General features: G+C 38.6%; 24 protein-coding genes. 10 read left to right on the top strand and 14 right to left on the bottom strand.

The genetic code is table 11. The features are described from left to right. The first annotated feature begins 46 nt into the window (after positions 1-46). Together glmM and ADICYQ_RS08575 are read left to right on the top strand one after the other, a co-directional pair. Positions 47-1432: a phosphoglucosamine mutase gene (glmM, locus tag ADICYQ_RS08580; protein WP_020893182.1), complete on the top strand. Its 1386-nt coding sequence runs from the start codon at positions 47-49 to the stop codon at positions 1430-1432. Positions 1433-1462: 30 nt separating this feature from the next. Next, on the top strand, positions 1463-2608 hold the full coding sequence (locus ADICYQ_RS08575) for a cysteine desulfurase family protein (RefSeq protein WP_373866574.1): 1146 nt from the start codon (positions 1463-1465) through the stop codon (positions 2606-2608). Positions 2609-2634: 26 nt separating this feature from the next. On the opposite strand, the gene ADICYQ_RS08570 is transcribed toward ADICYQ_RS08575, so the two are convergent. After that, entirely contained in the window at positions 2635-3651 is a 1017-nt protein-coding gene (locus ADICYQ_RS08570; RefSeq protein ID WP_020893180.1) for a pyridoxal-phosphate dependent enzyme, read from the bottom strand. Between the two features lie 151 nt (positions 3652-3802). On the opposite strand from ADICYQ_RS08570, the gene ADICYQ_RS28435 reads away from it, so the two are divergent. From ADICYQ_RS28435 to ADICYQ_RS28425, 5 genes are all read left to right on the top strand, one after another. After that, on the top strand, positions 3803-4072 hold the full coding sequence (locus ADICYQ_RS28435) for a hypothetical protein (RefSeq protein WP_020893179.1): 270 nt from the start codon (positions 3803-3805) through the stop codon (positions 4070-4072). Continuing rightward, entirely contained in the window at positions 3982-4482 is a 501-nt protein-coding gene (locus ADICYQ_RS28430; RefSeq protein WP_316929280.1) for a peptidoglycan DD-metalloendopeptidase family protein, read from the top strand. Before ADICYQ_RS28435 ends, ADICYQ_RS28430 begins: the two co-directional genes overlap by 91 nt. Before the next feature lie 10 nt (positions 4483-4492). Further along, entirely contained in the window at positions 4493-5623 is a 1131-nt protein-coding gene (locus ADICYQ_RS08555) for an amidohydrolase (RefSeq protein ID WP_020893177.1), read from the top strand. A gap of 4 nt (positions 5624-5627) precedes the next feature. Next, the gene (gene alr / locus ADICYQ_RS08550) at positions 5628-6782 is read left to right on the top strand and encodes an alanine racemase (protein WP_020893176.1); all 1155 of its coding nucleotides are present in this window, start codon (positions 5628-5630) and stop codon (positions 6780-6782) included. Positions 6783-7219: 437 nt separating this feature from the next. After that, complete coding sequence (locus tag ADICYQ_RS28425; protein WP_316929279.1) at positions 7220-7447, top strand: META domain-containing protein; 228 nt, start codon at positions 7220-7222, stop codon at positions 7445-7447. A 131-nt stretch (positions 7448-7578) separates the two neighbouring features. Here the strand turns inward: ADICYQ_RS28425 and purU are convergent, their stop codons facing one another. The 4 genes from purU to rbfA form a co-directional block, all read right to left on the bottom strand. Further along, on the bottom strand, positions 7579-8433 hold the full coding sequence (purU, locus tag ADICYQ_RS08540; protein WP_020893174.1) for a formyltetrahydrofolate deformylase: 855 nt from the start codon (positions 8431-8433) through the stop codon (positions 7579-7581). A gap of 55 nt (positions 8434-8488) precedes the next feature. Further along, positions 8489-11425, bottom strand: a complete 2937-nt coding sequence (locus ADICYQ_RS08535; RefSeq protein WP_020893173.1) for a DEAD/DEAH box helicase — start codon at positions 11423-11425, stop codon at positions 8489-8491. Between the two features lie 100 nt (positions 11426-11525). Continuing rightward, the gene (locus ADICYQ_RS08530; RefSeq protein ID WP_020893172.1) at positions 11526-12749 is read right to left on the bottom strand and encodes an FtsX-like permease family protein; all 1224 of its coding nucleotides are present in this window, start codon (positions 12747-12749) and stop codon (positions 11526-11528) included. A gap of 174 nt (positions 12750-12923) precedes the next feature. Beyond that, the gene (rbfA, locus tag ADICYQ_RS08525) at positions 12924-13313 is read right to left on the bottom strand and encodes a 30S ribosome-binding factor RbfA (RefSeq protein WP_040415263.1); all 390 of its coding nucleotides are present in this window, start codon (positions 13311-13313) and stop codon (positions 12924-12926) included. Positions 13314-13435: 122 nt separating this feature from the next. On the opposite strand from rbfA, the gene ADICYQ_RS08520 reads away from it, so the two are divergent. After that, positions 13436-14806: a hypothetical protein gene (locus tag ADICYQ_RS08520; protein ID WP_020893170.1), complete on the top strand. Its 1371-nt coding sequence runs from the start codon at positions 13436-13438 to the stop codon at positions 14804-14806. Positions 14807-14830: 24 nt separating this feature from the next. Here the strand turns inward: ADICYQ_RS08520 and rpiB are convergent, their stop codons facing one another. From rpiB to glyA, 3 genes are read right to left on the bottom strand one after another with little or no spacing between them, the layout of a single operon-like run. Continuing rightward, on the bottom strand, positions 14831-15268 hold the full coding sequence (rpiB, locus tag ADICYQ_RS08515; protein ID WP_020893169.1) for a ribose 5-phosphate isomerase B: 438 nt from the start codon (positions 15266-15268) through the stop codon (positions 14831-14833). A gap of 12 nt (positions 15269-15280) precedes the next feature. Further along, positions 15281-16126 (bottom strand): twin-arginine translocase subunit TatC, encoded by an 846-nt coding sequence (gene tatC / locus ADICYQ_RS08510; RefSeq protein ID WP_020893168.1) that lies wholly within the window; start codon positions 16124-16126, stop codon positions 15281-15283. Between the two features lie 11 nt (positions 16127-16137). Next, positions 16138-17406, bottom strand: a complete 1269-nt coding sequence (gene glyA, locus ADICYQ_RS08505) for a serine hydroxymethyltransferase (protein WP_040415290.1) — start codon at positions 17404-17406, stop codon at positions 16138-16140. 595 nt (positions 17407-18001) lie between these two features. Between glyA and ADICYQ_RS08500 the strand changes: the two genes are divergently transcribed. Beyond that, positions 18002-18394 carry a UDP-glucuronosyltransferase gene (locus tag ADICYQ_RS08500; protein WP_235114511.1) on the top strand — a complete coding sequence of 131 codons (393 nt, stop codon included), beginning with the start codon at positions 18002-18004 and terminating at the stop codon, positions 18392-18394. Between the two features lie 71 nt (positions 18395-18465). After that, positions 18466-19389, top strand: a complete 924-nt coding sequence (locus ADICYQ_RS08495) for an AEC family transporter (protein WP_020893163.1) — start codon at positions 18466-18468, stop codon at positions 19387-19389. 109 nt (positions 19390-19498) lie between these two features. Here the strand turns inward: ADICYQ_RS08495 and ADICYQ_RS08490 are convergent, their stop codons facing one another. The 6 genes from ADICYQ_RS08490 to ADICYQ_RS08465 all read right to left on the bottom strand — a co-directional run bounded on the left by ADICYQ_RS08490 (position 19499) and on the right by ADICYQ_RS08465 (position 25594). After that, complete coding sequence (locus ADICYQ_RS08490; protein WP_020893162.1) at positions 19499-22504, bottom strand: AsmA-like C-terminal region-containing protein; 3006 nt, start codon at positions 22502-22504, stop codon at positions 19499-19501. A 303-nt stretch (positions 22505-22807) separates the two neighbouring features. Further along, positions 22808-23416: an NADPH-dependent F420 reductase gene (locus ADICYQ_RS08485; RefSeq protein WP_040415256.1), complete on the bottom strand. Its 609-nt coding sequence runs from the start codon at positions 23414-23416 to the stop codon at positions 22808-22810. Between the two features lie 227 nt (positions 23417-23643). Beyond that, positions 23644-24438 carry an inositol monophosphatase family protein gene (locus ADICYQ_RS08480; RefSeq protein WP_020893160.1) on the bottom strand — a complete coding sequence of 265 codons (795 nt, stop codon included), beginning with the start codon at positions 24436-24438 and terminating at the stop codon, positions 23644-23646. A gap of 1 nt (position 24439) precedes the next feature. Further along, positions 24440-25126 carry a 16S rRNA (cytidine(1402)-2'-O)-methyltransferase gene (gene rsmI, locus ADICYQ_RS08475; RefSeq protein ID WP_020893159.1) on the bottom strand — a complete coding sequence of 229 codons (687 nt, stop codon included), beginning with the start codon at positions 25124-25126 and terminating at the stop codon, positions 24440-24442. Between the two features lies 1 nt (position 25127). Next, a complete protein-coding gene (locus ADICYQ_RS08470; RefSeq protein ID WP_020893158.1) occupies positions 25128-25358 on the bottom strand; it encodes a 4a-hydroxytetrahydrobiopterin dehydratase in 231 nt (76 codons plus the stop codon). Positions 25359-25372: 14 nt separating this feature from the next. Beyond that, positions 25373-25594, bottom strand: a complete 222-nt coding sequence (locus ADICYQ_RS08465; RefSeq protein ID WP_235114510.1) for a DUF493 family protein — start codon at positions 25592-25594, stop codon at positions 25373-25375. Positions 25595-25683: the final 89 nt, after the last annotated feature.

The raw sequence follows: 25683 nt of genomic DNA, 5'->3' as shown, positions 1-25683 counted from the left end.
ATATCCCTTAATCCTAATTTTTATAACCTTCCATTAAATTCTTTAAATGGCATTAATTAAATCGATTTCCGGTATTAGAGGAACTATTGGCGGAAAACCTGGTGAAGGACTTTCTCCTTTGGACATAGTGAAATTTTCAGCAGCTTACGGGGCATGGGTTTTAGAAAACTCACCCAATAAGACAATCGTTCTTGGCAGAGATGCCAGAATCTCTGGAGAAATGGTTTCACAATTGGTAGCCAGCACCCTTCAGGGTTTAGGACTACATGTAATTGACCTGGGACTAAGCACTACCCCTACAGTGGAATTAGCTGTACCAAGAGAAAATGCAGGTGGTGGCATCATCATTACAGCCAGCCATAACCCTATCCAATGGAATGCACTTAAGCTACTGAACGCTCAAGGGGAATTTATTTCGGACAGTGAAGGTAAAGAAGTACTAGACAAAGCTGAGAAAGAAGATTTCACTTTTGCTGAAGTGCGCAAACTTGGGAAATATACCCAAAGAGAAGATTATCTTGACATCCACATTCAACATGTGCTTGATTTAGCATTAGTGGACAAAGAAGCCATTGCTGCTAGAAAATTCAAAGTAGTTATTGATTGTGTGAATTCATCAGGGGGGCTTGTAGTTCCAAAATTACTCACTGCCCTGGGAGTGGAAGTAATTGAGGAAATGTATTGCGAACCAAATGGTGATTTCCCTCACAATCCTGAACCTTTGCCTGCTCACCTCCGGGATATTTCCTTGAAGTTGGAAAATGGCAATTTCGATCTCGGAATCGTCGTGGACCCGGATGTTGACCGACTTGCATTTTTAAATGAAGATGGTAGCTTTTTCGGAGAGGAATATACCCTTGTTGCTGTAGCTGACTATGTATTGGCCAATCAGAAAGGAAACACCGTTTCTAATCTTAGCTCAACCAGGGCTTTGAGGGATGTAACTGAACGCCATGGAGGAGAATATCATGCCTCTGCTGTGGGTGAGGTAAATGTAGTTACCAAAATGAAAGAGACGAATGCCATTATAGGTGGTGAAGGCAATGGAGGAGTCATCTATCCGGAGTCTCATTATGGAAGGGATGCATTGGTAGGCATTGGATTATTCCTTACCCATTTGGCTAAATTCGGTAAGTCAGCCAGTAGATTAAGGGCTACCTATCCTGGTTATTTCATCTCAAAAAATAAAATTGAACTTACTCCTTCTATCAATGTAGATAGTATTCTGGACAAGATTCAACGCAAATATCAAAATTACCCTGTCAATACAATAGATGGTGTAAAAATAGAATTTGAGAAAGAATGGGTTCATCTTAGAAAATCAAATACCGAACCTATTATTCGTATTTATTCAGAATCAGGAACATCTGCTACGGCCGATCATTTGGCAAATAAAATCATTTTAGACATCAAAGAAATAATCTCAGAGTAATAAGCTAAGATTATTTTAATCGGCATGACCATGAAATCAGCACCAATATATTTTGACAATGCCGCAACTACTCCTATGGATGAGCGGGTGCTGGAAGAGATGTTGCCTTATTTTAAAAATAATTTCGGCAACCCTTCTTCTGTCCATAGTCATGGCCGAAATGCTAGGGAAACCTTAGAAAAAGCCAGAAAAAAAATAGCAAGCCTGCTAAATACCAGCCCTGGGGAAATTATTTTCACCTCAGGTGGTACTGAAGCAGATAATACAGCTATATGTGGCGCTATTGAAACATATGGCATAAAGCATATCATCACCTCTCCTATAGAGCATCATGCGGTTTTGCATGTGGTAGAGCATGAGGTAAAAGAAAAAAACATTCGGCTAAGTTTGCTTGAATGTGATGCTGAAGGCAATCTAAACATGGATCAGCTTGCCTTACTGTTAGAAAAAGAGCCTAATAGTTTGGTCAGCTTAATGCATGGCAATAATGAAATAGGAAACTTAAACGATATTGAAAGAATAGCTGCTTTGTGTAAACAGCATGGCAGCTATTTTCATTCTGATACTGTTCAGACAATGGGGCATTACCCTATAGACTTGAAAGCCCTTCCCATTCATTCCTTATCTGGATCTGCGCATAAGTTTCATGGCCCTAAAGGAGTTGGTTTTATTTATATTAATAAAACCAAAAAGATAAACCCATTGATGCTGGGTGGTGGGCAAGAAAGAAACAATAGAGGTGGTACTGAAAACATTGCTGGGATAATCGCAATGGCCAAAGCACTTGAATTGGCCTTCGACGACCAAGCTTCACATGCTGAGGAAATTCTGCAACTAAAAACCTATCTTAAAAGTCAAATAGAAAAGAACATTCCTGGTGTCACTTTTAACGGACTCTCTGGAAATCTTGATAAAAGCTTATATACGGTTCTTAATGTAAGTTTCCCTCCCTCAGAAAACAATCAAGGCATGTTATTATTTCATCTTGACCTGGAAGGAATCTCAGCTTCAGGAGGCTCTGCATGTTCGAGTGGCGCCCGTCTTGGCTCACATGTACTTAATGCGCTTGAAGCAGACCCATCTAGAGAAAACGTCAGGTTTTCACTCAGCAGATTCAATACCAAGGCTGAAATAGATCATGTGGTGAAAATATTAGCTGGCTTGTACCAGGCTTAGTAACCGCCTGATTGAAGCCACAAATTCTATAACCCGACAAAATAACTTCCTGATGAGTGATTGCGGGAAACACTATTGAATGTTCTGGTTTTAAAAGGCAACTTTGACAAGTCTACATTTCCTCCAGATAAAATAATCCCCACCTTTTGCCCTTCAAACAAGCTTTTGTTTTTTAGAACCACTGCCAATGGGACAGCACAACTCGGTTCTATCACAATTTTCATTCGCTCATAGATCAGCCGCATTGCCGATATAATTTGGGCATCACTCACGGTTAGTATGTCTTGAACATGATTAGAGATGATATTAAAATTTATTTCCCCAAGAGAAGTCAAAAGACCATCAGCAATCGTATTCGGCTTTTCCATAGGTATTCTATACCCTGCGACAAAAGACCTTCTGGCATCATCTGCCCCTTCAGGTTCCGCACCAATGACTTTGGTGTTAGGAGAATAAAAACTTGCAGCCAAAGCAGTACCTGCCAATAATCCACCTCCACCCACAGGTGTCAACAAGGTATCAAGGGAATATCCAGCATCGAAAATTTCCAATGCGCAGGTAGCTTGCCCTTCAATAACATCAAGATGGTCATAAGGAGGAATGAATATTGCCCCAAATTCCTTCACCACATCCTTCAATCCTTGTTCCCTTGCCTGAAGATTCGGCTCACATTCGATCACTATTCCACCATATCCCTTTACCGCCTGCTTTTTCACTTCAGGAGCATTTGATGGCATCACAATATAGGCTGGTATTTTTGCTACCTGAGCGGCACGTGCCAGAGCAGCGGCATGGTTTCCAGACGAATGAGTGGCAACACCATTTTCACGGTCCTTTTTAGACAATTTAAGCACGGCATTGGCAGCACCTCTTGCTTTAAAAGCACCTACTTTCTGAAAGTTTTCACACTTAAAAAACAAATCACAGCCTGCCAATTCGTTTATCGCAGAGGAATGTAATACAGGCGTTCGGTGAACCATGTGATCGATTCTTTCTCTTGCCTCTCTTATACTTTGAGATGAAATATTTGGGCGAGTCTCCATATACCAAAATTGCATATAATCTGAACAATAGACAATAAAATTTGGTTGATTTACTTATCACAAGAAAAATGATGTCTATCCTTTTGCTACAAACTAAATTCCCTATCTTGAAAAATAATTTCAAATTGCCCATTTATTTTATTTAAGCAATATGTCAATCAAAGGTCTGGAATTTCATCCCATAATGGGAGAAAGTCTGAATGATAGCAATACCATTTTGATGGACATGAGCGAGAACAATTTAGCGCTAAAGCAAATAGATCTGCTAGACACTCCAGCTTTTGAAGCATACGTTTCTGCTCTATTGAAGCAAAATAAAAAAGGTTTGGAATCGGAGGTTACCTGGAAAAACGCAATATTTACCAAAGAAGCAAGGTTTTTGAGGAAACGGCCGATTCAAAATACCGAAACATTCACCTAGGGATTGACATTTGGGCGCTTTCTGACAGCCCGGTTTATTGTCCGGAGGAAGGAGTTGTACATAGCTTTCAGGATAACAAGGGCTTTGGCAATTATGGACCAACCGTTATTCTTGAACATTCCCGAGAGGGCGGCATTATCTACAGCCTTTATGGCCATTTGAGCATAAAGGATTTAAAAGAATTAACAATTGGCCAAAGGATCAAAAGAGGAGAGAGAATAGGACACTTGGGATCTTCATTAGAAAATGGCAATTGGCCTGCCCATCTTCACTTTCAAATGATAAGAAATCTGGGGGATAATTCAGGTGATTACCCAGGGGTTTGTTCTGCTTCAGAGAAAGAACGGTATGCAACAAATTGTCCAGACCCGGCTTTATGGCTTGGTATACGAGCTGATATTATATATTGAAAAATTTAAGATGAATTCTAATATTAAAGAAATAAGTACTTTACGAAAACAGCTTCACCAAGCGCCTGAGGTCTCTGGAAAAGAACAAAAAACATCCGATCAAATTAGAGCGTTTTTTGAGGATTTATCACCAGATGAAATCGTGGATGATTTAGGTAAACATGGTTTGGCCATTGTTTTCAATGGCCAGGAGAATGGACCGACCACATTGATTCGTGCTGAACTTGATGCTTTACCAATCTTAGAGAACAACAGTTTTTCCTACAAAAGCAAAAGTAATGGCGTTGCCCATTCTTGTGGACATGATGGTCATATGGCTATCCTGTGTGGAGTAGGACTAAAATTAGCTAAAAAGAGACCCAAATACGGAAGGGTTATATTGTTATTTCAGCCATCAGAAGAAACTGGTATGGGAGCAGCACAGGTAATCAGCTCACCTAATTTCCCAAAAATAAAGCCTGATTTTGCCTTTGCCTTGCATAATTTACCCGGTTATGATTTAGGTGAGGTAGTACTAAAAAAAGGAGCTTTCACTGCAGCATCCAAAGGGATGATTATAAATCTAAAAGGAAGAACCAGCCATGCTGCTCACCCTGAGGATGCAATAAGCCCTGCCAATGCCATGTGTCAATTGATTTCAGGCCTCCAAAAATTACCTGAGGACATTCAGGAGTTTTCCTTAGTAACAGTAATTCATGCACAACTGGGAGAAGTAGCCTTTGGCACCACTCCTGGGACAGCCACTGTCATGGCCACCCTAAGAACTTTTGACAATGAGGTCATGAACACATTGACGGAAAGTGCCATGTCCCTATCGCAAAAAATATCCGACCTCCATGGTTTGGAATGTAGTATTAGTTTCACAGAAGAATTCCAGGTGGTGGAGAATGATATTGAAGCCTATAACCCAGTAGATGATGCCGTCACTAAACTAGGCCTTCATAAACGGATTTCCCAAACTCCCTTCCGATGGTCAGAAGATTTTGGAGCCCTATCAAGCACTACCAAAAGCATGCTCTTTGGTTTAGGAGCTGGTAAAACACACCCACAATTGCACGAAAATAGTTATGACTTCCCAGATGAATTGCTACCCATCGGAGTAGATTTGTTTTATACGATTATAGAGAAACTAAACCACTAAAAAGATGGAGCACACCTCTTACATAGAAATTAGTAAAAGTGCCTATAGCAATAACATTAGGTTTATAAAGAGTCAAATAGGTGAGAATGTTACCATCTCCTCAGTCATTAAAGGCAATGCCTATGGTCACGGCATAGAAAATACAGTAAAAATTGCTGAAAGTGTGGGCATCCGACATTTTAGTGCTTTCAGTACGGATGAAGCGATCAGGGTTCAAAAATCCTCCACTAAAAACAGTCAGGTAATGATCATGGGAATGGTGGATAATGAAAATTTACCCTATTTAATTGAGAATGAAATCAGTTTCTATGTGTTCGAAATGGACCGGTTAGAGGCTGCCGTTCAAAAAAGCAAAGAATTGGGAAAGAAAGCAATGATCCATATAGAAGTAGAGACAGGCTTTCATAGAACAGGATATGAATGGGACGAAAAAGAAATGCTTTTAGAATCCTTAAAAGAAAACAGCAATCACTTACAATTGTGCGGACTATGTACGCATTATGCCGGTGCTGAAAGTGTTGCCAATTATGTTCGGATACAGAATCAAATTAAGCGATATCATGAATTCAAAAACTGGTTCAATGACAATGAAATTCATTTTGATCGCTACCACACCGCTTGTTCGGCAGCCTCATTTAGTTATCCTGAAACCATAATGGATATGGTTAGGATTGGAATTGCTCAATATGGCTTTTGGCCAAGTCAGGAAACGTACATGTTTAAATTTAAGCAATTGGCTCCCAATAAGAAAAACCCCCTTAAGCGACTGATCAGTTGGAAGAGTAGCATAATGAGTCTTAAAAAAATTAAAATTGGAGATTTCATAGGCTATGGCAACAGCTACATGGCAGCTAGAGACATGACCATAGCCCAAGTACCTGTTGGCTATTGTCATGGTTTTGGTAGAAGCCTTAGTAACTTGGGTAAAGTGCTTATCCATGGAAAAACATTGTCTGTAGTGGGGAATGTCACCATGAATTCAATCTCGGTAGATGTCACTGACTTAAAGAATGTCAAAAAAGGGGATGAAGTGGTCATCATCGGCCGTCAAAAAAGAAATGAAATCACTGTTGCTTCATTTGGAGAATCAACACAACAGGTGAATTACGAATTATTGACCAGACTTCCGAACGACATCCCGAGAAAAATCGTCACGTAAATCACTTGATAGAGGCTTACTTTAGGTTAAAATCCCTCATAGGTTCAAGTCAAATATTATTTACTTAAGACCTAGCTAGCTCGGTGCGATTGGTGCATTCTTTACCAAGATTTCCAATGCTTTCTTATTTGTTAACTACTTGATTTAAAGTTACCCAAGAAGAAAAATTCAATCCAAACTATTTTTAGAACAGTGTTTGTGGTGTTTAACATAAATGAAGGATAAACCAATCCAATGTGTAAAACTAAACGAAGAAATAAAATGAATTTCGACCTTAAAACAAGCCTAATTCTTCTATTAATTGCTTTCTGTTTTTCTTGTAATTCAGAACCTATTGAACTATCAAACCATGATTGGAAGGTGACCGACCTTACAGGCTCTGCTGCTACCAAAAAAGATTTATCAAAACTTTCTTTAATCTTCAAGGAAGATAAAAAATAGGTGGTTTTGCAGGATGCAATAATTACAGAGGAGGGGCAACCTATAATGAGGAACAGATAAAATTTTCAACCCTCTATTCAGACAACAGCTCATGTGAGTACAATGAACTTGAGCAACGGTTTCTATCCAACCTTGAGTCCAGCAAACAATACACTTACCATGCAGGAAACTTAATACTACAAGATGAAAATGGCAATATCCTTATAGAATTGGAACAAATTTAACTCCAAATCCAAGACATGAAAAGGAAAGCAAATCTCCTTAAGCGTGGAGCCAAAAAAGCCCTATCTTTTCCGTTGATTGAATAGATAGGGCTTTCCTATTTAGTACTTTTTGCTACTTATTTAACAATAGACTAATTGAAAATTATCGTTCGGTTTCCGACCACTTGTACTTTCCGTGCCAAATGATATTTGATGGCTTTGGACAATACTACTTTCTCCACGTCTTGACCTATTTGCACCAGATCTTCTACTGTGTTGTGGTGACGAACGCGGGCAACATCCTGCTCAATTATAGGCCCTGCATCCAGCTCTTCGGTTACATAATGGGCAGTTGCTCCAATGATCTTCACCCCACGCTTGTAAGCCGCATGATAGGGCTTAGCTCCTACAAAAGCTGGTAAAAAGGAATGGTGGATATTTATGACATTGTTGGGGAAGTGTTTCACAAAATCTCCCGACAAAATCTGCATATACCTCGCAAGTACTACAAAATCAACCTTATGTGCTACCATTAATTCAAGCTGCTTTTTCTCTTGTTCAGCTTTATTCTCCTTGGTAACGGGTAAGTGATAAAAAGGAATACCAAATGCCTTCACAACAGGTTCTAAATCTGGATGATTAGAAATCACCAATGGAATTTCCACGTTAAACTGACCGGAATAGTATCTGCTTAAAATATCAAAAAGACAATGAGATAGTTTTGAAACAAAAAGAGCCATTCTTGGCACAGGGAAGTTGAATGAAAGCGAATAATCCATTTCAAACTGCTGCCCCACCTTCGCTTTAAATTCCTGCAAAATGTGGTCTTTATCAATATCAAATGTATCCAATTCCCACTCAGCCCTCATAAAAAAATCACCTAAATCATCGTCAACATGCTGATCTACTGCTAAGATATTCCCATTGTTTTCATATAGAAACTGGGAAACTGCTGCTACAATCCCTTTATTGTCTTTGCATTGTACGATTAAAATTGCTGTATGCATTTTATATTTAAGGTAAATTTTTTAGATGTTTCATTTATTATTATACCGAGAGTCATTAGTCAAGCAATGCCGCTATATCTTCTTGGTTTAGGCTTTTAATAAAGCTCTCTTCGGTACTTATCAATTCTCCTGCAAGTGCCATTTTCCGCTCCTGAAGCGCCATTATTTTTTCTTCAACAGAATTTCTGGTGATGAACTTGTAGATGATAACCTTATTTTTCTGCCCAATCCGATGCGCTCTATCTATTGCCTGGGCTTCTACTGCTGGATTCCACCATGGATCCAGAAGGAAAACATATTCAGCCTTGGTCAAATTAAGGCCTACTCCCCCCGCTTTAAGAGAGATCAAGAAAACTTTTATATCAGGATTTTCTTGAAAAGAAGCCACTTGTTTTTGTCGATCTACGGTCGCTCCATCAAGATAGGCAAAGGGTATTTTCTCTTCATTTAGAAAAGATTTTACAATACTTAAGTGACGAACAAATTGACTAAAAATCAACACTTTATGCCCTTCGCTTACTGTAGATTTCACCATGTGTGAGATATCTTCCAATTTCCCGGAATCCCCTTTATAATTCTCATCGGCCATTTTAGGATGATTAGCCATTTGCCTTAATTGGGTAAGTCCACGTAACAGCGTTAGGGATTTTTGAGATTTACCTGGCAGACTTGCTTCATCAATTATTTTCTCTCTGAAATAATTTTTAACTTCCTCATAAGCCTGTTCCTGGTCAGGTGTCATCGTAGAATATTTGACATTGATCACCTTCTCTGGAAGATCAGTTGCGACTTGAGATTTAAGCCTTCTAAGAATAAAAGGTTTGATCATCGCATTTAATTTCAGGATTTTATCCTTATCGTTCTTCTTCTCAATGGGCAAAAGAAACTGTTTTTTGAATGCAGCCTGTCCACCTAAAAGCCCCCTGTTGATAAAATTTATCTGTGACCAAAGGTCCATTGTACCATTCTCCACAGGTGTTCCTGTAAGTATTAATTTGTGGTTACTTTTCAATTGAACCACTGCTTTTGAAATTATACTGTCCGGATTTTTTATGGCCTGGCTTTCATCAAGAATGATATAATTAAAATAAAATTCCTTGAGAATATCAATGTCTAGTCTGGTAATGCCATAAGAAGTCAAAACCAAATCATAACGTCCAAATTGACTACAGTCCTTGATTCGTTGTGTTCCTGTGTAGATTAGAATTTTTAATTTCGGCGTAAATTTTCTGGCTTCTAGTTCCCAGTTATAGATCAGGGAGGTAGGCATTACCAATAAGGAGGTCGTACCTTCTGAGCGCTCCTTTTCCATGGCAAGCAAAGCAAGGGTTTGAACCGTTTTACCAAGCCCCATATCATCTGCCAGGCAACCGCCAAAATTGTATTCATTTAGAAAGCGCATCCAATTGTACCCAGCCTTTTGATAGGGCCTTAGGGTTCCTTTAAAAAAATTGGAAAGTGGATAGTCATCAATGGTAGAGAAATCTTTAAGCTTGTTAAGCCTTTCGCTAAGCCCCAATTTAAGCAGGTTTCCCTTTTCCAATTCTTGAGCCAAAGCAATATGGTGCTTCTTTAATTTGAAATTACCGTCTTCATTTTGCTCCTCCTCGATAAAAGAGAAAATTTCACCATAATTCACAAACCATGATTTAGGAATAATCCCTATTTCTTTGTTAGGCAATTCTATTTCAGACTTTCCTTTGAGCAGTAATTTCCTGAACTTTTGGAAAGAAATCTCAAAGTCCCCAAATGTAACAACGGCCTCTACGTCAAACCAGTCGATTTTCTCATTGATTCTAACTGTGATCTTAGCCGCCCCGATAAAGTAATTTTTCCCTTTCTCGTTAGCTGTTTGCTGGATTTTAATGCCCAAATCATCCAATTCAGGCCGGTGATTAATAATCCATTCATAGGCCTCTCTTTTGGGCATTGACTGCCTCCCAGTACGTACTGAAAGACCATTCTCCTTCAAATAATTGCCATAAAAGCTTTCCTTCTTCAAATCTCTTACCACCTTATAAAAGATGTATTCATCTCCAATCTTCTCCAGTTCTACATTGGTTGGTTTGACTTGATCTGCTTTAAAGGAATAATCGCCATACTTAAACCTTAGGTCGAAAACCATTTTCTCTTCTTCATCTGCAGATATCTTTTTGCCGAACATATCCACTGAAGGATTTCCTTGCAATTCACCAAGGTAAAGTACAGGTTCTGGATTGTCCCGTGCTACTTTTATTTCAAAGCCTTTGGCATAAACATCAAATGAGGCAACCAACTGCGTAACAAATTTCCGGTAATAGCTATCTTCAACTTTACGAGGTATAACGATGAATTTTTTACTTAAGAAAGGCAATAATTTCTTACCATCTACGGCCTTTTCAAAACTAACCAGCATAGCGTCTACCACCAACCATGCTGGCTGGTTACAAATCAAATAACTGCCTTTGTACTGCCATTCAATTTTCTCTCCCTGGTACTTAATTGTTGGGAAATAATGCGTGTTTTCTTCATTCCTTCTAAAGTGGAATAAAACAGAGGCTTTTTCAGGCATTACGGCAATTTCCTTCCAAACAGGATTGCCATCATTACCCATTTCAAAAAGTCGCTTCTGCTGAATTTTCTCTAATATTTTAGCACGTGTAATTTCTAATTTTGCTTCTATTAGTTTTTGTACTTCCTTATGGGATTGAATTGAATGCTCTTTATCAAAGACCTTCCTTAAGAATTCTTTGGGTTTGTTGTTTTTCACATTGTACTTCTTGACAATGGCTTCCTGCTGCATGCTGTCCATCAATTTGATCAGCTCCAAATCTGTATCGTCCAACCTCTCCTCAAACTCCCGGGCATTTTGATAGGAAATATTCTGATAAGCAAATGACAATCTTCCCTTTTCGTCAAGTTGGACGGCAAAGGACTCAAATAGAATTCCTAAAAATTCATGGTTAAACAGGGAATAAACGATTTCAAATGGCTTATCTGAAGCTACTTTCATTAAAACAAGATTTAAACTAAAATGTGCTTTTTTAAGAAATTGGCAGTTTGCAAATTACAGAAATATTTAAAACAATTAAATAAATCCTACATTTAAAACCTTACAAATGATCGGTAGTGTTCACTCGAGAGGCTATCAATGCAGGACGATAAGAGGCTATCATTGTGATAATTACCACACTTAAACTAGTGTATAAAAAATCTGTCCATTGCATTTTGACAGGGTAGGCATCTATTACAGATGAGCTTACCCCTAGTGAAACAAGTCCATAGGTGTCTTGCGTCCAACAAATCAAAAAACCCAAAACCAGACCAACCAAAGCACCAGTAAAAGCAATAATGGCACCTTCCTTTAGATAGATGGAGCGGATTAGTTTTTTTGTCCCTCCCATAGCGATTAATACAGCAATGTCTTTTTTCTTTTCTATGGCCAGCATACTTAAAGAGAAAAATATATTGAAGGAAGCAACCGCCAAAATAAATGTAAGCGTTAAAAACACGAATAATTTCTCTAATCTAATTGTCATCAAAAGACTTGCGTGTTGTTCATCACTGTCTTGAACGATAAAAGCCTCTCCAAGCAAGCTTCTTAATTCAGCTTTCACTGTTTGTACATTATACCCTTCCGCTACCATAATTTCAAGGCCCGTTCTTCTGTTTCCATATTCCAACAATTTGGAGGCAAAATCCAAGGGCACAATAAGAAATTCATCATCAATTTGCTTTTCTACGCTAAAAATCCCTGCGGGCTGAATGACTTCCCTATTGTACATGCTTGATGGATCTATGCTTCCTGATTTGGGATCTTTTGGGTAAAAAACTTGTATCAAATCAAATTCATTGTCAAGGTTGAGCAGTAAAAAATAAGATAACCCACGACCTATCAATGCCTGAGGCCGGTTTTCCTCCCCTAAACTCAATTCTCCATTGAGATAACCATCTTTAAACCTATCTTGAGCGAGGAAATTACCCGACACGCCTTTCAACGTTGCGACAACCTGGTGATCTCCGTACTTCACCAAGGCGTTATCTTCGATAACTTCTGTCAGAATCTCTATCCCTTCTAGTTTGTTAATCTCTGCTAAAAAGGCATCATCAACTTCAAAAGACTTCCCTTCATAAGGCATTACTTTAAGGTCAGCATCAAAGGAAGCATACAGTCCTTTTATCAAGTCTTCCAAACCATTAAAAACCGACAGCACCACGACCAATGCCATTGTCCCTACAGCAACTCCTACCATCGATATTCTGGAAAGAACGGTTATAAAATTCTTCTTGGCTTTACTTCTAAAATACCTGGATGCTATAAAATAGGAGAGATTCAATTTTGTCTAATTAGCCTTAACCTGAAATATACAATAGCTATTCTTTAACTTTATAAAATTAGTATTAAATAAAACCTTTAAAAGGTTTAACTCGGATTATGCAATAGGATTTCCCTTAACTAACTCGTAAAAGGATTTAGATACCTAATTTTCCACCTATTGCATATTTCGATTTTAATCTTCGTCTTCCTCATCATCATCCTCTTGCTCAGGAGCCTCAGGGATATTGAGTTTGGAAATGACGCCATCCATATGCTGGGCATAAGCTGCTGATTCATCTAAGAAGAAAGCCAACTCAGGAATGATCCTTACAGATTTCCCTATTCTTCTTCCAAGAAACTTTCGAATCTGTCCTTTATTACTATCAACTTTATCAAACAAAACCGTATTTTCGCCTAATAAGAAGCTCAAATTGATTTTTGCAAGGGCCAGATCTGGGCTCATTAAAACCCTGGTAACTGTAACCATGGCCTGACCAACTATCGCTCGTCCTTCCTTCTGAAATATTTCACCCAACTCCTTTTGGATCAGTTTGGAATATTTTTGTTGTCGTTTACTCTCCATTTTAAAATATTTAATCTTCACAAATTTAGTGAAATATACGGGTAACCTTTAATTTCGTAAATTGAGTTATAAAATAAATATAGACCTTGCTGGAATTTTTCAAAATTAATGACCCACTAAGAATGATTGGAATTCTTTTCCTATTCATTCTGCTACAGATTCCTTACTATCTAATGCACGTTCCCCTATTGCAACCAGAACTAATCTGGAGGCTTTTAGGGCAACAAATGGCTGAAGGAAACCTCCTATACGTGGATATTATTGACAATACGGGTCCATTTTCTGCCATGGTCTATTGGGTGAATGACTTGCTGTTTTCCAATTCAGTTTTTTCCTTCAGAATCATCGCTTTCTTGATCCTATTTTTTCAGGTGTTTTATACCAATCACATGCTCATACAAAATAATGCATATGATGATTCAAACTACCTCCCTGCTTTTGTAATGATGGTCTTGTTTCAACTGTCTTTCGACTTCATGACACTTTCTCCGGCCTTGATGGGTAGCACCTTTGTTTTGTTGGCACTCTCAAGACTTTTAAGCCAAACTTCCGTCAATACCAACACCGTTCCATCTATTCTACTTATGGGGCTTTTTGCAGGTATTGCATTTTGTTTTCATTTTCCGTACTTATTGTTTTTACCCTTGTTGATTTTCTCTGGATTACTCATCAATGGATTTTCTTTTCAGCAACTTTCGCTCATACTTACGGCATTCCTTTTACCGGTAGTCTTTTGTGCTTTGTTTTATTTCTGGAAAGACGGGTTGTCCAATTTCATAGAAATGTATTTCACTTTGGCTTTAAAATTAGAGAAAATCTATCATGTCAATTTTAAAGACCTCAGCTATCTCTTCACTTTGCCAGTTGCAATTGCCATCATAGGTTATTTCAAAAACAATGTTCTAAGGAGAATGACTGTAAACCAGCAAAAGCAAAATCAACTTTTCTTCCTCTTCTTACTCTTTAATATAGGCATGTTTTTTTTAATGGACAGGGTAAGCCCCTTCCAGTTTATAAGTACCATACCGGTATTGGCATATTTCATCACCCACTTTTTCACTATCACAAAAAATAAACTGGCACAAAATGTTATCGGCTACAGTTATTTTCTAATTGTCCCGTTGATCGGGTACAGTTGGACCTTTTATTTGTTAAATGACGCTTCTTTTGACAATTATAAACAAGAAACTACGGCTCTGAATGAAATACCCGAAGGCAAAACAGTAATGGTTTTGGGGGACAATCATAGCGCTTACCAAAACGCTGTAATGGCAAGCCCATACCTGAATTTTAGGCTTACAGAAATCTACTTTGCTAAAATGGGGGAAATGAAATGGAAAACAAGATTCTATCAGGATTTGAAAAAAGAGAACCCTGATATAATCATAGATGAAGCAGCTGTTTTTGACTCCTGGATCCAGGATCTACCAAAATTAAAACCCCTATATACCAGATCCGAAAATGGACTAATATATAGGGGAGTACAGGAATAAACCTGGTAGAAATTATATTTCTAATTATTTACAGGCGATTTTATCTACCCTTCGGGCATGTCTTCCACCTTCAAATTCTGTTTCAAGGAAAATATCAACCATTTTTTCTGCTAGCTCGAAAGTAACAAATCTGGCTGGTATCGATATTAGGTTAGCGTCATTGTGCTGTCTGGAAAGTGATGCCAATTCCTCATTCCAGCAAATAGCGGCCCTAATTCCCTGGTGCTTATTCGCTGTAATGGCAACACCATTCCCACTGCCACAAATAATTATACCGCGTTCAATTTCTCCAGAAGTTATCGCATCACACAATGGATGGATAAAATCAGGATAATCAACTGATCCCTCAGAATAAGGACCAAAGTCCTTTACTTCGAAACCTTTCTTCTGCAGCACTTCTATTAACTCTTGCTTATAGGTGAATCCTGCATGGTCTCCTCCTATTGCGATTATTTTTGACATACCTTTGATTTATTATTTGTCTTCCAGTTCTTCTTCTCTACGTTTTCTTTCCAAACGTTTTGCTATCATTATACCTGTTTCATAAAGCACAAGTATAGGCATCGCAATCAAGATCTGACTGATCACATCTGGTGGTGTGATTACTGCCGATAACACTAAGATCACAACAATTGAGTGTCTTCTATATGCCTTAAGCATCGTAGAGGAAACAAGTCCTGCTTGTGTTAGGAAATAAATAACTACCGGAAGCTGAAACATCACTGCCGAAGCCAAAACCAACATTACCAATGTTGAAACATAGGAGGTAATATCAAACTCATTCGCTATGGACGGATCCAGTTGATAGTTTGAAAGGAAGTTGATGGAAAGCGGTGATAAAATAAAATACCCGAAACTGGCACCTAAGAAGAACAATAAACTTACAAAGAAAACAGCTCCTCTTGCAGCACTTCGTTCCTTAGAGTACAAGCCTGGACTGATAAATTTCCACACTTCCCAAAAGACATAGGGGAAAGCAACTATTAACCCAACCACCAAACTGGAGGTGACGTGCATAGAAAACTGCCCTGTCATCTGCCTACTTTGGATGATAAAAGGGAGTTGATCAATGCAAAGGGCTGGAAGTGACAGTATATCCGATAGCTGACAAAGCAGTCTATAGGTAATAAAATCTACTTTGGAAGGACCAAGGATTACCTGACCAAACACAAATCCTTTGGAAAGAAATGCAAGAACCATAAAAACAAGAATAGCCGATACCGATCGCAGTAAATGCCATCTCAACTGTTCTAAATGGTCCAGAAAGGACATGCCATTCTCTTCTTCCTCTTCTTCTTCGTTATATTGATCCAGTGCCACTTATTTTTATTTTAATATAAAGGAAATTGTACCATCCAGTCGTTAACAGTAGCCTTAATTTCTGCCAGTTTCGCATCGTCCTCATGGCTCGAAAGCGACTGATCTATCAATTCTACTATTTTCAACATATCCGCTTCCACTAGCCCACGAGTAGTGATGGCTGCAGTACCGATACGCATTCCAGAGGTAACAAACGGAGACTTGGTATCGAATGGAACCATGTTTTTATTAATGGTTATGTCCACTTTTCCAAGCGTATTTTCGGCAATTTTGCCAGTAAGTTCTTTGTTTCGAAGGTCAATCAGCATCATGTGATTGTCCGTACCACCAGAAATGATTTGGTAGCCTTTTTCTACAAAAGCTTCTGCCATTACAGCCGCATTTTTCTTAACCTGGACTACATATTCCATGTATTCGTCGGATAGTGCTTCTTCAAAAGCTATGGCCTTAGCTGCAATTATGTGTTCCAAAGGACCGCCCTGAGTTCCAGGAAAAACCCCAGAATCCAATAAAGCAGACATTTTTCTCAATTCTCCTTTTGGATTTTTCAAGCCAAATGGATTATCGAAATCATCTCTCATAAGGATCAACCCTCCTCGAGGACCTCTAAGCGTCTTATGCGTTGTAGTAGTAACCACATGACAGAACTCCAAAGGATCATTCAATAAACCTCTGGCTATAAGCCCTGATGGATGAGAAATATCTGCAAGCAATATTGCACCTACTTCATCTGCAATGGCTCGTAATCTTTCATAATCCCAATCACGACTGTAAGCAGATGCGCCACAGATCAATAATTTAGGATTAACTAGTTTAGCTTGTTCTTCAACTTTGTCGTAGTCGATCACACCAGTTTCTTGTTCCACCCCATAAAAGTGAGGATCGTAAAGTTTACCTGAGAAATTTACAGGAGAACCATGTGTAAGGTGTCCACCGTGAGAAAGATCAAAACCTAAAATGGAATCACCTGCATTTAGACAAGCTAAAAATACAGCTGCATTGGCTTGTGCTCCAGAGTGAGGTTGAACATTTGCCCATGATGCTCCAAAGAGTGCTTTGGCGCGATCTATAGCAATTTGCTCAATTTCATCTACTACTTCACAACCACCATAATACCGTTTTTTTGGTAGACCTTCGGCATATTTGTTAGTCAGCACACTTCCTGCTGCTTCCATAACCTGCTTACTAGTGAAATTTTCAGAGGCGATCAGCTCTATCCCTCTTTTCTGTCTATCCTCTTCCTTCCCTATCAGGTCAAATATTAATTGATCTCTTTTCATGTAATGATCTGTTCTTTGCTCTGAATTTACATTCCTCGTAACATACGTAAAAGAAATGGAAATCAGACTTATTTCTATTTCGAAAGCCAAAATTACTCTTAAACAATGTATAATCCAATTGTCTTTTCAATTTGATTGTTGCTAAATTCAATAAATTTGTAGCTTTTCTAAAAGGAAGATGCTCCAACCACTCAGATGGGCGAATTAGGGTACAAGCAAGGCAAATTATTAGCAATATCCCATCACCAAAAATTGGCTTATTGTGAAGCTGTCTTAAACTTTGCTGATTTCAAGTCAATTTTCATAATGTAACCAGTTCTATTGGGTAATCCTACCTGGAGACCTATTGACTTGAGAACTATCTAATTCTTTAAAAAATCATTCCACTTCGGCTTGGAGAGGGATTTGGGTGGGGAAATGGGGTGTACCCCTCTAAAAGGAGCGACTGCCATACCCTTTCCCCGAAGTTGCTTCCCTATAAGCGTTTGTAGTGATGATTTAAAGGCCATTGTCAAGACCATTTAAGGTCATCAGTCTTGATTAACTATTTATACCATTTTAAGGGATTTGGTTTTAATTTCAAATTAGCGCTTAAATGACATATATTTGCCTGAATATGAATTTTGACTATCAACCAAAGACGTATTTCAATGGAACAGGTGCCAATGCACTTATAGCAAAGCTTACTTACCCTGAAAGTCAATGGGGTGAGGAGATTTGCATTTTTGCCACCACAATTGACGGATTAAACCTTTATGAAATTGTAGATTTCTATGGAAATGAGTATTCCATCAAGCCTGATGAAAGTAGAAGCCCTTTACAACTGCAGGAATTGATACTTTTAATAGAATCCATGGAAGTAGAAAAGAAAGGTGAAATGGGCGCAATTAACCAAACCCTTTTGGGCATACCTGTTGCTGAAAGCACGCTTTACCCGCAGCTAAAAGATTATTTTGATCAAAAAAGAAACCACTTTGGATTCGTTTGATTAAAGAAAACGGTAATCAAATTTCGAAATGCTGTTGTCCGCTATCACCTTAGTCCCAAGAATTTATTATCATGGCCAATATACTCATCGTCATTACCTCCATCCTGATAGGTATCATTTTACAGAAAGTTAAAAACTTCCCTGTTGAAGCACCAAAGGCGTTAAATGCTTATTTGATATATGTAGTATTACCTGCCGTTTCCCTCCTTCACATTTCCAGATTGGAATTGGGTCCAGCTTTGCTCTTGCCTATCTCGGTAGGGTGGATCATCTTCACCATCACCTGGTTACTCTTTGGCTACCTGGGTAAACGATTTGGTTGGAACAAAAAAACAATCGGTTGTTTGATAATTTGTGGCGGTCTTTCCAATACTGGCTTTATAGGCTATCCTGTAATCGAAGCGATTTATGGAGGCGAAGGTTTAAAAATAGCTGTATTGATAGACCAAACGGGTTCTTTTTTAGTAGTGAGCAGCCTTGCAATAATTGTGGCCTCATTGTATGGGTCCGAAAAAATGAGAAAAAGAGACATCTCAAAACAGATGTTATTCTTCCCTCCTTTCATCTTTTTTATTATTGCGCTGTTACTTAATATTTTCAAGGTAGAAATTAGTGGCGTGGCGGAGAAGGTCCTTCAGAGTTTCGCCGGAACGTTAACCCCCATTGCGTTGATAGCTGTAGGCTTACAAATAAAAATAAGACTTGAGGACATAAAGGACAATTTCCTATGGTATGGATTAACCCATAAATTATTACTTATCCCACTATTGATCTATAGCATCTACCATTGGATCCCAGCTGACAATCCAGATCAGAATCTCATTTTTAAGGTAAGTGTTATGGAAGCGGCTATGGCGCCCATGATCACTTCCTCCATTATTGCCACCAATTATAACATCAGACCCAAGCTTGCTTCTCTCCTTGTCGGAGTAGGCATACCTCTTTCCGTTGTTACACTTACAATGTGGTATTATATTTTAGAATACTTCCGTTAGACGAAAAACCAATGAAGCTCTTCCCATATGGTCTTGCCAGGTGAGAAGAGCTTCAACTTTTCGGTTTTTGTAAACCCACTATTCATACGATTACCACAACCACCTGCAATTATTCAGGTGTAGGCTTTTCAGTTTCAGTCGTTTTTTTCTTATTGGTAAAACCTTTGAGGAGGTTTTTAACTTCATCCACTGCTTTCTCTTTGGTTTGATCTATCAATTTTGTCGCTTCCTGTACGACACTGTCTTTAGCAACTTCTGATTTTTCTTTAAACTCTTGTTTTAAACTGTCTTCTTTCGCTTTAAAATCAGCAGTAATTTTTTCTTTGACATCTTCTTTCTGACCGGAAATTTTGCTTTTCAGTGCATTCGAAATATAAGCCTCCAAACTTTCAGAAGAAGCCATTCCTACATTCGGCCTGGCGTAGCTACCACCAATATTAAAGGCCAGGGGAACATTCGTATCAGATAAATCTGTTCCAACCAAACCTGTGACAAGACCGTTAATTTTTGAACCAAATTTACTTGCAGGCACATCTATGTTTACCAAGTAATTGATCCTTCCATCAAAGCCAGTGCTTCCTTGAATTTTCGCAGGGTAATCCCATAATTTCAATTCAAAGGGAGGAATATTCAACATGCCGTCTTCGATTCTGGCTGTGATATTCATAGGTTTTAAACTAATGGTAGCTGTATCGTCTAATTTGGTTAGGCTGGTAATTCCCTTAACGAGTGGACTGTCCTTTAAGGCTGTCTCTGCCAATTGGATCAATCCTGAACCATCAAGACTTGACAAAATTGGCATCATGTCCTGACCCAATAAACCAGAAAAAGAAAATTTGGTGGAAAAAATCCCTGTTACATGCTGGGCTATAGGGGCAAATGTTTGGACCGTTACAAAGGATTTGAACGCATCCTGAACTCCTAGCTTACTGATATCTAGCACCATGTCAAAAGAAGGTTTCGAAACATCCTTGCTATTATAAGTACCGTCAAATACCAATGAGCCTCCCAACATATCGGTTTTAAAACCTTCTAGTTTAAGTACCGCATCTTTAACCCATAATTTCCCCGAAGCATTGTTTAATGTAAGGTTATCGTAATAGATTTTATCCGCTTTTACCGACATGGTAAAGTCAATATTGTCAGGTAAGGCAACTACTTCCATTGCGGTAGTATCTTCACTTGTGCTTTCTACCCCTGTCATCCATTCATTGACATCAAAACTACTAGAATAAATAGATAAATCCCCCTGAAGGTCATTGCTACCTTCTTCACTAAGTAAGAATGCCATGTAATTGGACAATGTACCAGTTGCCTGAACTGGGCTTTTCCCAAGTCGAGCATCCATTTTCACCAGATTTATGGTCTTTGGACTAAAATTAGCGGAAGCTTCATTAATCCTAACGCCTTGAGGGTAATCTTTATCTGCATAGTAAAAATCATTGACCAGCAATTCGCCTTTGGTATCAAGTTGCCCGAAACGATTGGCTTCAATGGCTTCATAACTTCCTTTGGCATCTAAATCTGCCTTAATCTTACCCTCCAACAAAACATCTTCCATTGGTACGATGGCTGCTATTTTCCCTAAGTCTACAGCCCCATGCACCGAAAAATCATAATTCAAGGCCGTTAAGTCATTCAATTTTAAAGAGCCATTGATTTTTTCACCCTCCAGTTCAAAACCGAATGTGGGAACATTAATTGCAAAATCATTCATCTTCCCAGTTTTATTATCCGCTACCGCCCGAACATTGATATTGTCTATTGGCGCTGGATAGGCTGCACTTTTAACATGACCATTGGTCAGTTCAATTTTTGCATTTATGACAGGAATTATTTGGGCTACACTGTCATATCGCCCTTTTGCGGTAGCGTCTATGGCCAACTGCCCTTTCAACTCCATGTCTTCAATTGGGAATATAGAGGTTAATTCCAATAGATCAAGCTTCCCTTTTAGCTGACCATCCATTTCATAATTAATCAGATCCTTAACCATAAACCTTCCGGAAACCGGTTGATCTCCGAACTCAAGAGAAAACCTGGACAGATCAATAGCGGTATAATTCAAATCACCTGATTCATTGACAACCTTTAATTCCATATTCACATGCTGAACGGGTCTTGGTAGATCCGGATATTGAAACATCCCTTCGTTTATGGTAAGCCCAAATTGGAATGCTGGGAATGAAGTCTCACTATAGGTTCCTTTGAGCGCGCCGGAAAAATCCATTTCTCCAGATGTTTTCAAATCATCAAATGAGGCAGAATATACTCCTGGAACTAGAGAAAGCGCACTTTTGAAGTCATTATCTTCCCCATAGAATTTGGCGTCCAACTCTATGTCATCACCAGGCATAGCCAAAAATCCATCAATCCCAAAGCCGAAGTCATTAAGCTTCAAGGAAGCTCCATTCACCCCAAATTTCATGTTTTTTAAGTCGACGTTAATTTCAGAATCAATCGCAAGGGATTTATTTGAGAGGTATTCTACGCCTTCATAAGCAACATTAACAATATTGCCATCACCTTTAATCATTAGATCATACACATCTAGGGTCAGATCACCACTTCCTACAAAGTCCATGGCTGACATCACCATCAAGAAGTCAAGTGATCTGTCGTCATATATAAAGTCAAGATTTTCTATTTCTATTAAATCTATGCCCAATTGAAAGTTTGAAGAAGTAGTATCGACAGGCTCAACTTCCTCACTTTCAAACATGATATCATAATTGGCCTTTCCATCCGCTAATACCTTAATATAAAACTGGCCATCCTGAAGCCGAATTCCTTTTAAACTTGGGGTATCGCTAAAAATAACGGACCAAATATCTAAGTCTACCTGCAATTCTCCCACATGTACCAAAGTATCGTTTTGGAAAGGTGGATTGCCTTTAACCCCAAAATCTCCTAGACCGGCTGATAAGCTGGGGAAATTACTGAAAACACTCAAGCTGACTTTATCACGGTCATAATAGACCGTAGCATTTACAGACTTGGCTAGCTCCTGATCAAGCTTGTCAAAGATTTTGTCCTTAAACAAGTAGGGCACTGCCACCAGAGCCAAAAGGACTAAAGCAAAAAAGGCAAAAATAAAATAAGCGATTTTTTTCATGGCGTATGTATTGAAAGAAAAATTAAAATTCAAGAATTAAATCTTAATTAGGTTACTTCCTTCAAATTGCGCACAAAGGCTACAATAAATCGATTCAAATTTAATTTGTTATACACCATCAACAGGTTGATAGCAACGAAAATCCGACTTTATAGTAATCTCAATACGTATTAAAAAGCGGGCACCTAATTCGGTAAACATAATTTGAAACGCAAGTCGTTCAAATTAATTTATAAACAACAAAAACAATACCGATAAAAATAGAATCTTAAAAAAACAGGTTATTAAACAACATAAAGAGAATTAGACAGACATTAGTCTGAAGTGACAATCACCCGATTTGGTGGTAGAGATTTCTTTACTAAGGTGATATACAGCCTCTAGCAGGCAAGCATTTTTAATGGTCCCTGCATCAATAGCCTTAAAACCTATAAGTTCAATCAGCTTTTTGACAATCAATTTATCTTTATTATTGTCCCCACAGAAGTAGGTTTCTTTAATGAGTGCTAAAGGATCGGATTTTGGGTAATCAATTCCGAGATTGTTAAATGCTTTAAAAACACGCTCATGTCCAGTCTCCTGTCCAATAAGGGTAGTATTACAGGTTACGCTTTCATCGTTAACTCCATTGGTGCTATCGATAAACAACATGTCTGGCGAACCAAATTCTCTTAGGTAATTACACACTATGGGCAGAAATTCATTTTCACAACAAATAATAATTACATCCGAGTCAGTGATAGCATCGGCGTAATTTAAGACATTGTGATTTTGCATTTTAAGAATTTTCCACTCAACCTTCCTTGCACTGAACCCTTCCCTCACACCAAATGCTACGTCCATTCCTCTAGCAATAAACTTGTTGCCAAGGTTAGTTGCCAAATTCGTACCTCCTAAAATTCCTATTTTCATTTTATTCGAATTGTTAAATAGTAAACAGCCCATTTCGGTAAAATACGCGATGCCCAACAATAGATGAACGGGGGGTGATAAGTCCGAAAAACAGGTTGTTTTATTAAATGATTGAAAGCTAATCAATTATAGCGAAAATACAAATTATTTTTTTACATATGAAATTAATTTTTTTGAATTATGTTTTTTGTAGTTAATCACAATATATAGGAAACAATTATATCTCCTTAAAACACAAATTTCTCAGACAAAGCTATTTGAAAGGTGTCATGTAACTTCTCATTAGAAGCTAAAATTTGCCCGCCAAAAATGAAATCCTGACCGCCACTAAAATCAGTGACTTTCCCTCCCGCTTGCTTGACGATGAGAGTACCGGCTGCTACATCGTAGGATTGTAAATTATATTCCAAATAGCCTTCCACTCTTCCACAAGCAACGTAGCATAAATCAACAGCCGCTGAGCCAAGTCTTCGAAGACCATGACTATTTTTGATAAAATATTTCAACAGCTGTAAATACTCTTCAAGTTTCCCTCCATCATCATAAGGAAAACCTGCGGCTACCAAACTATGGGAAAGTTTACTTACCCCACTTACTTTTATAGGAACCCCATTACATGTGGACGGAGATCCTTCATAAGCGGCAAAACTCTCATCAAGATTAATTTCATAAACAACCCCTACGACGATCTCTGTGCCTCTCGCAAGGGCTATTGACACTGCATACATCGGGATACCATGAACGAAGTTAGTGGTACCATCTAATGGGTCTACAATCCAGGTATATTCTTTGTCCCTCTCTGACCTTGTTCCTTCCTCTGTGATAAAGCCAGCTTCCGGGACAATCTCTGCAAGCTCCTTGACTATTATTTCTTCGGCTCCTTTGTCTACATAGGACACTAGATCATTGAAACCTTTTTGTTCAACTTTGTCCAGATTAAAGTTCTTGCTTTCCTCACGGATAAATTTGCCTGCTTTCTTGGCAAGCACTTCTACTTTTCGGGTGATTTCCTGTAGTTCCATATTAGTTTTTTCCGGCTACTGTAAGTACTATTTCACCTTTAAGGGTGTTTTCTGTATAATAATTTAAAAGCTCCAAAAGGCTACCCCTTACATTTTCTTCATGGAGTTTGGTCAACTCTCTGCTTACACAAGCTGTCCTATCTGGACCAAAGACCTCCATCAATTGGTTAAGGGTTTTCAATAGCCTGTAAGGGGATTCGTAGAAAACCATCGTTCTTCGTTCGTCCTCCAATGCCTCTATCCTTGTTTTCCTACCTTTCTTATGCGGCAAAAAGCCTTCAAAAACAAACCTATCATTAGGTAGTCCTGAATTAACAAGTCCTGGTATGATGGCAGTAGCCCCAGGCAAACTGCATATTTCAATATTGGCTGCTATGGCCTCACGTACCAAGAGAAAACCGGGATCAGATATCCCAGGAGTACCAGCATCGGTGATGAGTGCAAATACAGTTCCTTGCTCCATCCGCTCAATAAGCTTGCTTATACTTTTGTGCTCATTGTGGATGTGGTAGCTTTCTAAGGGACGCTTGATTTCATAATGTTTAAGAAGCTTACCCGAAGTTCTGGTATCCTCTGCTAAAATGACATCAACCGCCTGCAAGGTTTCCAGGGCCCTTAAAGTAATGTCCTTAAGGTTACCAATTGGTGTTGGGACTAAATATAAACAAATGTTTGTGGCGATTGACATACTAAATTAAACGGTCTATGGCTTGAGCTAAATCACGGTCTTTCTCCGTCACAGTGTTTCCCTTATCATGTGTGGCAAGGTCAATATGAACTTTGTTGTATTCATTGCTCCAATTGGGATGGTGCTGTTGAGACTCTGCGAGGAAGGCTACCCTAGTCATAAAGGCAAATGCTTCGCTAAAATCTTTAAATTCAAAGGTTCTCGATAATTTATTATTTGCTTCTTTCCACATACAAATCGTAATTTTTATAGTGCGATTACTCCTTTAATTTTTGACGCTTTTTCATATACGTCGATAATAGACTGGCTGTCGCGCATCATTGCTTTGATGGTAGCGCTAACATACTTCCCTTGTGAGGATGATTTTAAGACCATCTCATTATTAGGAAGCAAGGCACCAATCTCGTTTTCTTTGCCGTTAGGCACGATAAACTTAAACATGTACAAGGATGGAAAACTAGTTTCCATCTCCAGCTTTTCTTTGAAAGTTGAATTACTATTTAATTTTTCCATTAGTTATTCAACCAATTTTTCATAAAATTAAATCCCTGGAAACT

It is taken from the genome of Cyclobacterium qasimii M12-11B (assembly GCF_000427295.1).
In the GTDB taxonomy this organism is placed as follows: Bacteria; Bacteroidota; Bacteroidia; order Cytophagales; family Cyclobacteriaceae; genus Cyclobacterium; species Cyclobacterium qasimii.
The sequence above is the reverse complement of the archived record's forward strand: the minus strand, read 5'-3'. Positions and strand labels throughout refer to the sequence as shown.

What these genes read in the sequence shown, in the direction of transcription:
- ADICYQ_RS08490 (WP_020893162.1), bottom strand. Translation starts at nt 22,504, where the DNA reads ATGAAAAAAATCGCTTATTTTATTTTTGCCTTTTTTGCTTTAGTCCTT.
- ADICYQ_RS08555 (WP_020893177.1), top strand. Translation starts at nt 4,493, where the DNA reads ATGAATTCTAATATTAAAGAAATAAGTACTTTACGAAAACAGCTTCAC.
- rpiB (WP_020893169.1), bottom strand. Translation starts at nt 15,268, where the DNA reads ATGTCAAAAATAATCGCAATAGGAGGAGACCATGCAGGATTCACCTAT.
- ADICYQ_RS08495 (WP_020893163.1), top strand. Translation starts at nt 18,466, where the DNA reads ATGGCCAATATACTCATCGTCATTACCTCCATCCTGATAGGTATCATT.
- ADICYQ_RS08535 (WP_020893173.1), bottom strand. Translation starts at nt 11,425, where the DNA reads ATGAAAGTAGCTTCAGATAAGCCATTTGAAATCGTTTATTCCCTGTTT.
- ADICYQ_RS08480 (WP_020893160.1), bottom strand. Translation starts at nt 24,438, where the DNA reads ATGGAACTACAGGAAATCACCCGAAAAGTAGAAGTGCTTGCCAAGAAA.
- purU (WP_020893174.1), bottom strand. Translation starts at nt 8,433, where the DNA reads ATGCATACAGCAATTTTAATCGTACAATGCAAAGACAATAAAGGGATT.
- ADICYQ_RS08520 (WP_020893170.1), top strand. Translation starts at nt 13,436, where the DNA reads ATGATTGGAATTCTTTTCCTATTCATTCTGCTACAGATTCCTTACTAT.
- glmM (WP_020893182.1), top strand. Translation starts at nt 47, where the DNA reads ATGGCATTAATTAAATCGATTTCCGGTATTAGAGGAACTATTGGCGGA.
- rbfA (WP_040415263.1), bottom strand. Translation starts at nt 13,313, where the DNA reads ATGGAGAGTAAACGACAACAAAAATATTCCAAACTGATCCAAAAGGAG.
- ADICYQ_RS08500 (WP_235114511.1), top strand. Translation starts at nt 18,002, where the DNA reads ATGACATATATTTGCCTGAATATGAATTTTGACTATCAACCAAAGACG.
- alr (WP_020893176.1), top strand. Translation starts at nt 5,628, where the DNA reads ATGGAGCACACCTCTTACATAGAAATTAGTAAAAGTGCCTATAGCAAT.
- ADICYQ_RS28435 (WP_020893179.1), top strand. Translation starts at nt 3,803, where the DNA reads ATGTCAATCAAAGGTCTGGAATTTCATCCCATAATGGGAGAAAGTCTG.
- ADICYQ_RS08485 (WP_040415256.1), bottom strand. Translation starts at nt 23,416, where the DNA reads ATGAAAATAGGAATTTTAGGAGGTACGAATTTGGCAACTAACCTTGGC.
- rsmI (WP_020893159.1), bottom strand. Translation starts at nt 25,126, where the DNA reads ATGTCAATCGCCACAAACATTTGTTTATATTTAGTCCCAACACCAATT.
- glyA (WP_040415290.1), bottom strand. Translation starts at nt 17,406, where the DNA reads ATGAAAAGAGATCAATTAATATTTGACCTGATAGGGAAGGAAGAGGAT.
- ADICYQ_RS08570 (WP_020893180.1), bottom strand. Translation starts at nt 3,651, where the DNA reads ATGGAGACTCGCCCAAATATTTCATCTCAAAGTATAAGAGAGGCAAGA.
- ADICYQ_RS08465 (WP_235114510.1), bottom strand. Translation starts at nt 25,594, where the DNA reads ATGGAAACTAGTTTTCCATCCTTGTACATGTTTAAGTTTATCGTGCCT.
- ADICYQ_RS08470 (WP_020893158.1), bottom strand. Translation starts at nt 25,358, where the DNA reads ATGTGGAAAGAAGCAAATAATAAATTATCGAGAACCTTTGAATTTAAA.
- ADICYQ_RS08575 (WP_373866574.1), top strand. Translation starts at nt 1,463, where the DNA reads ATGAAATCAGCACCAATATATTTTGACAATGCCGCAACTACTCCTATG.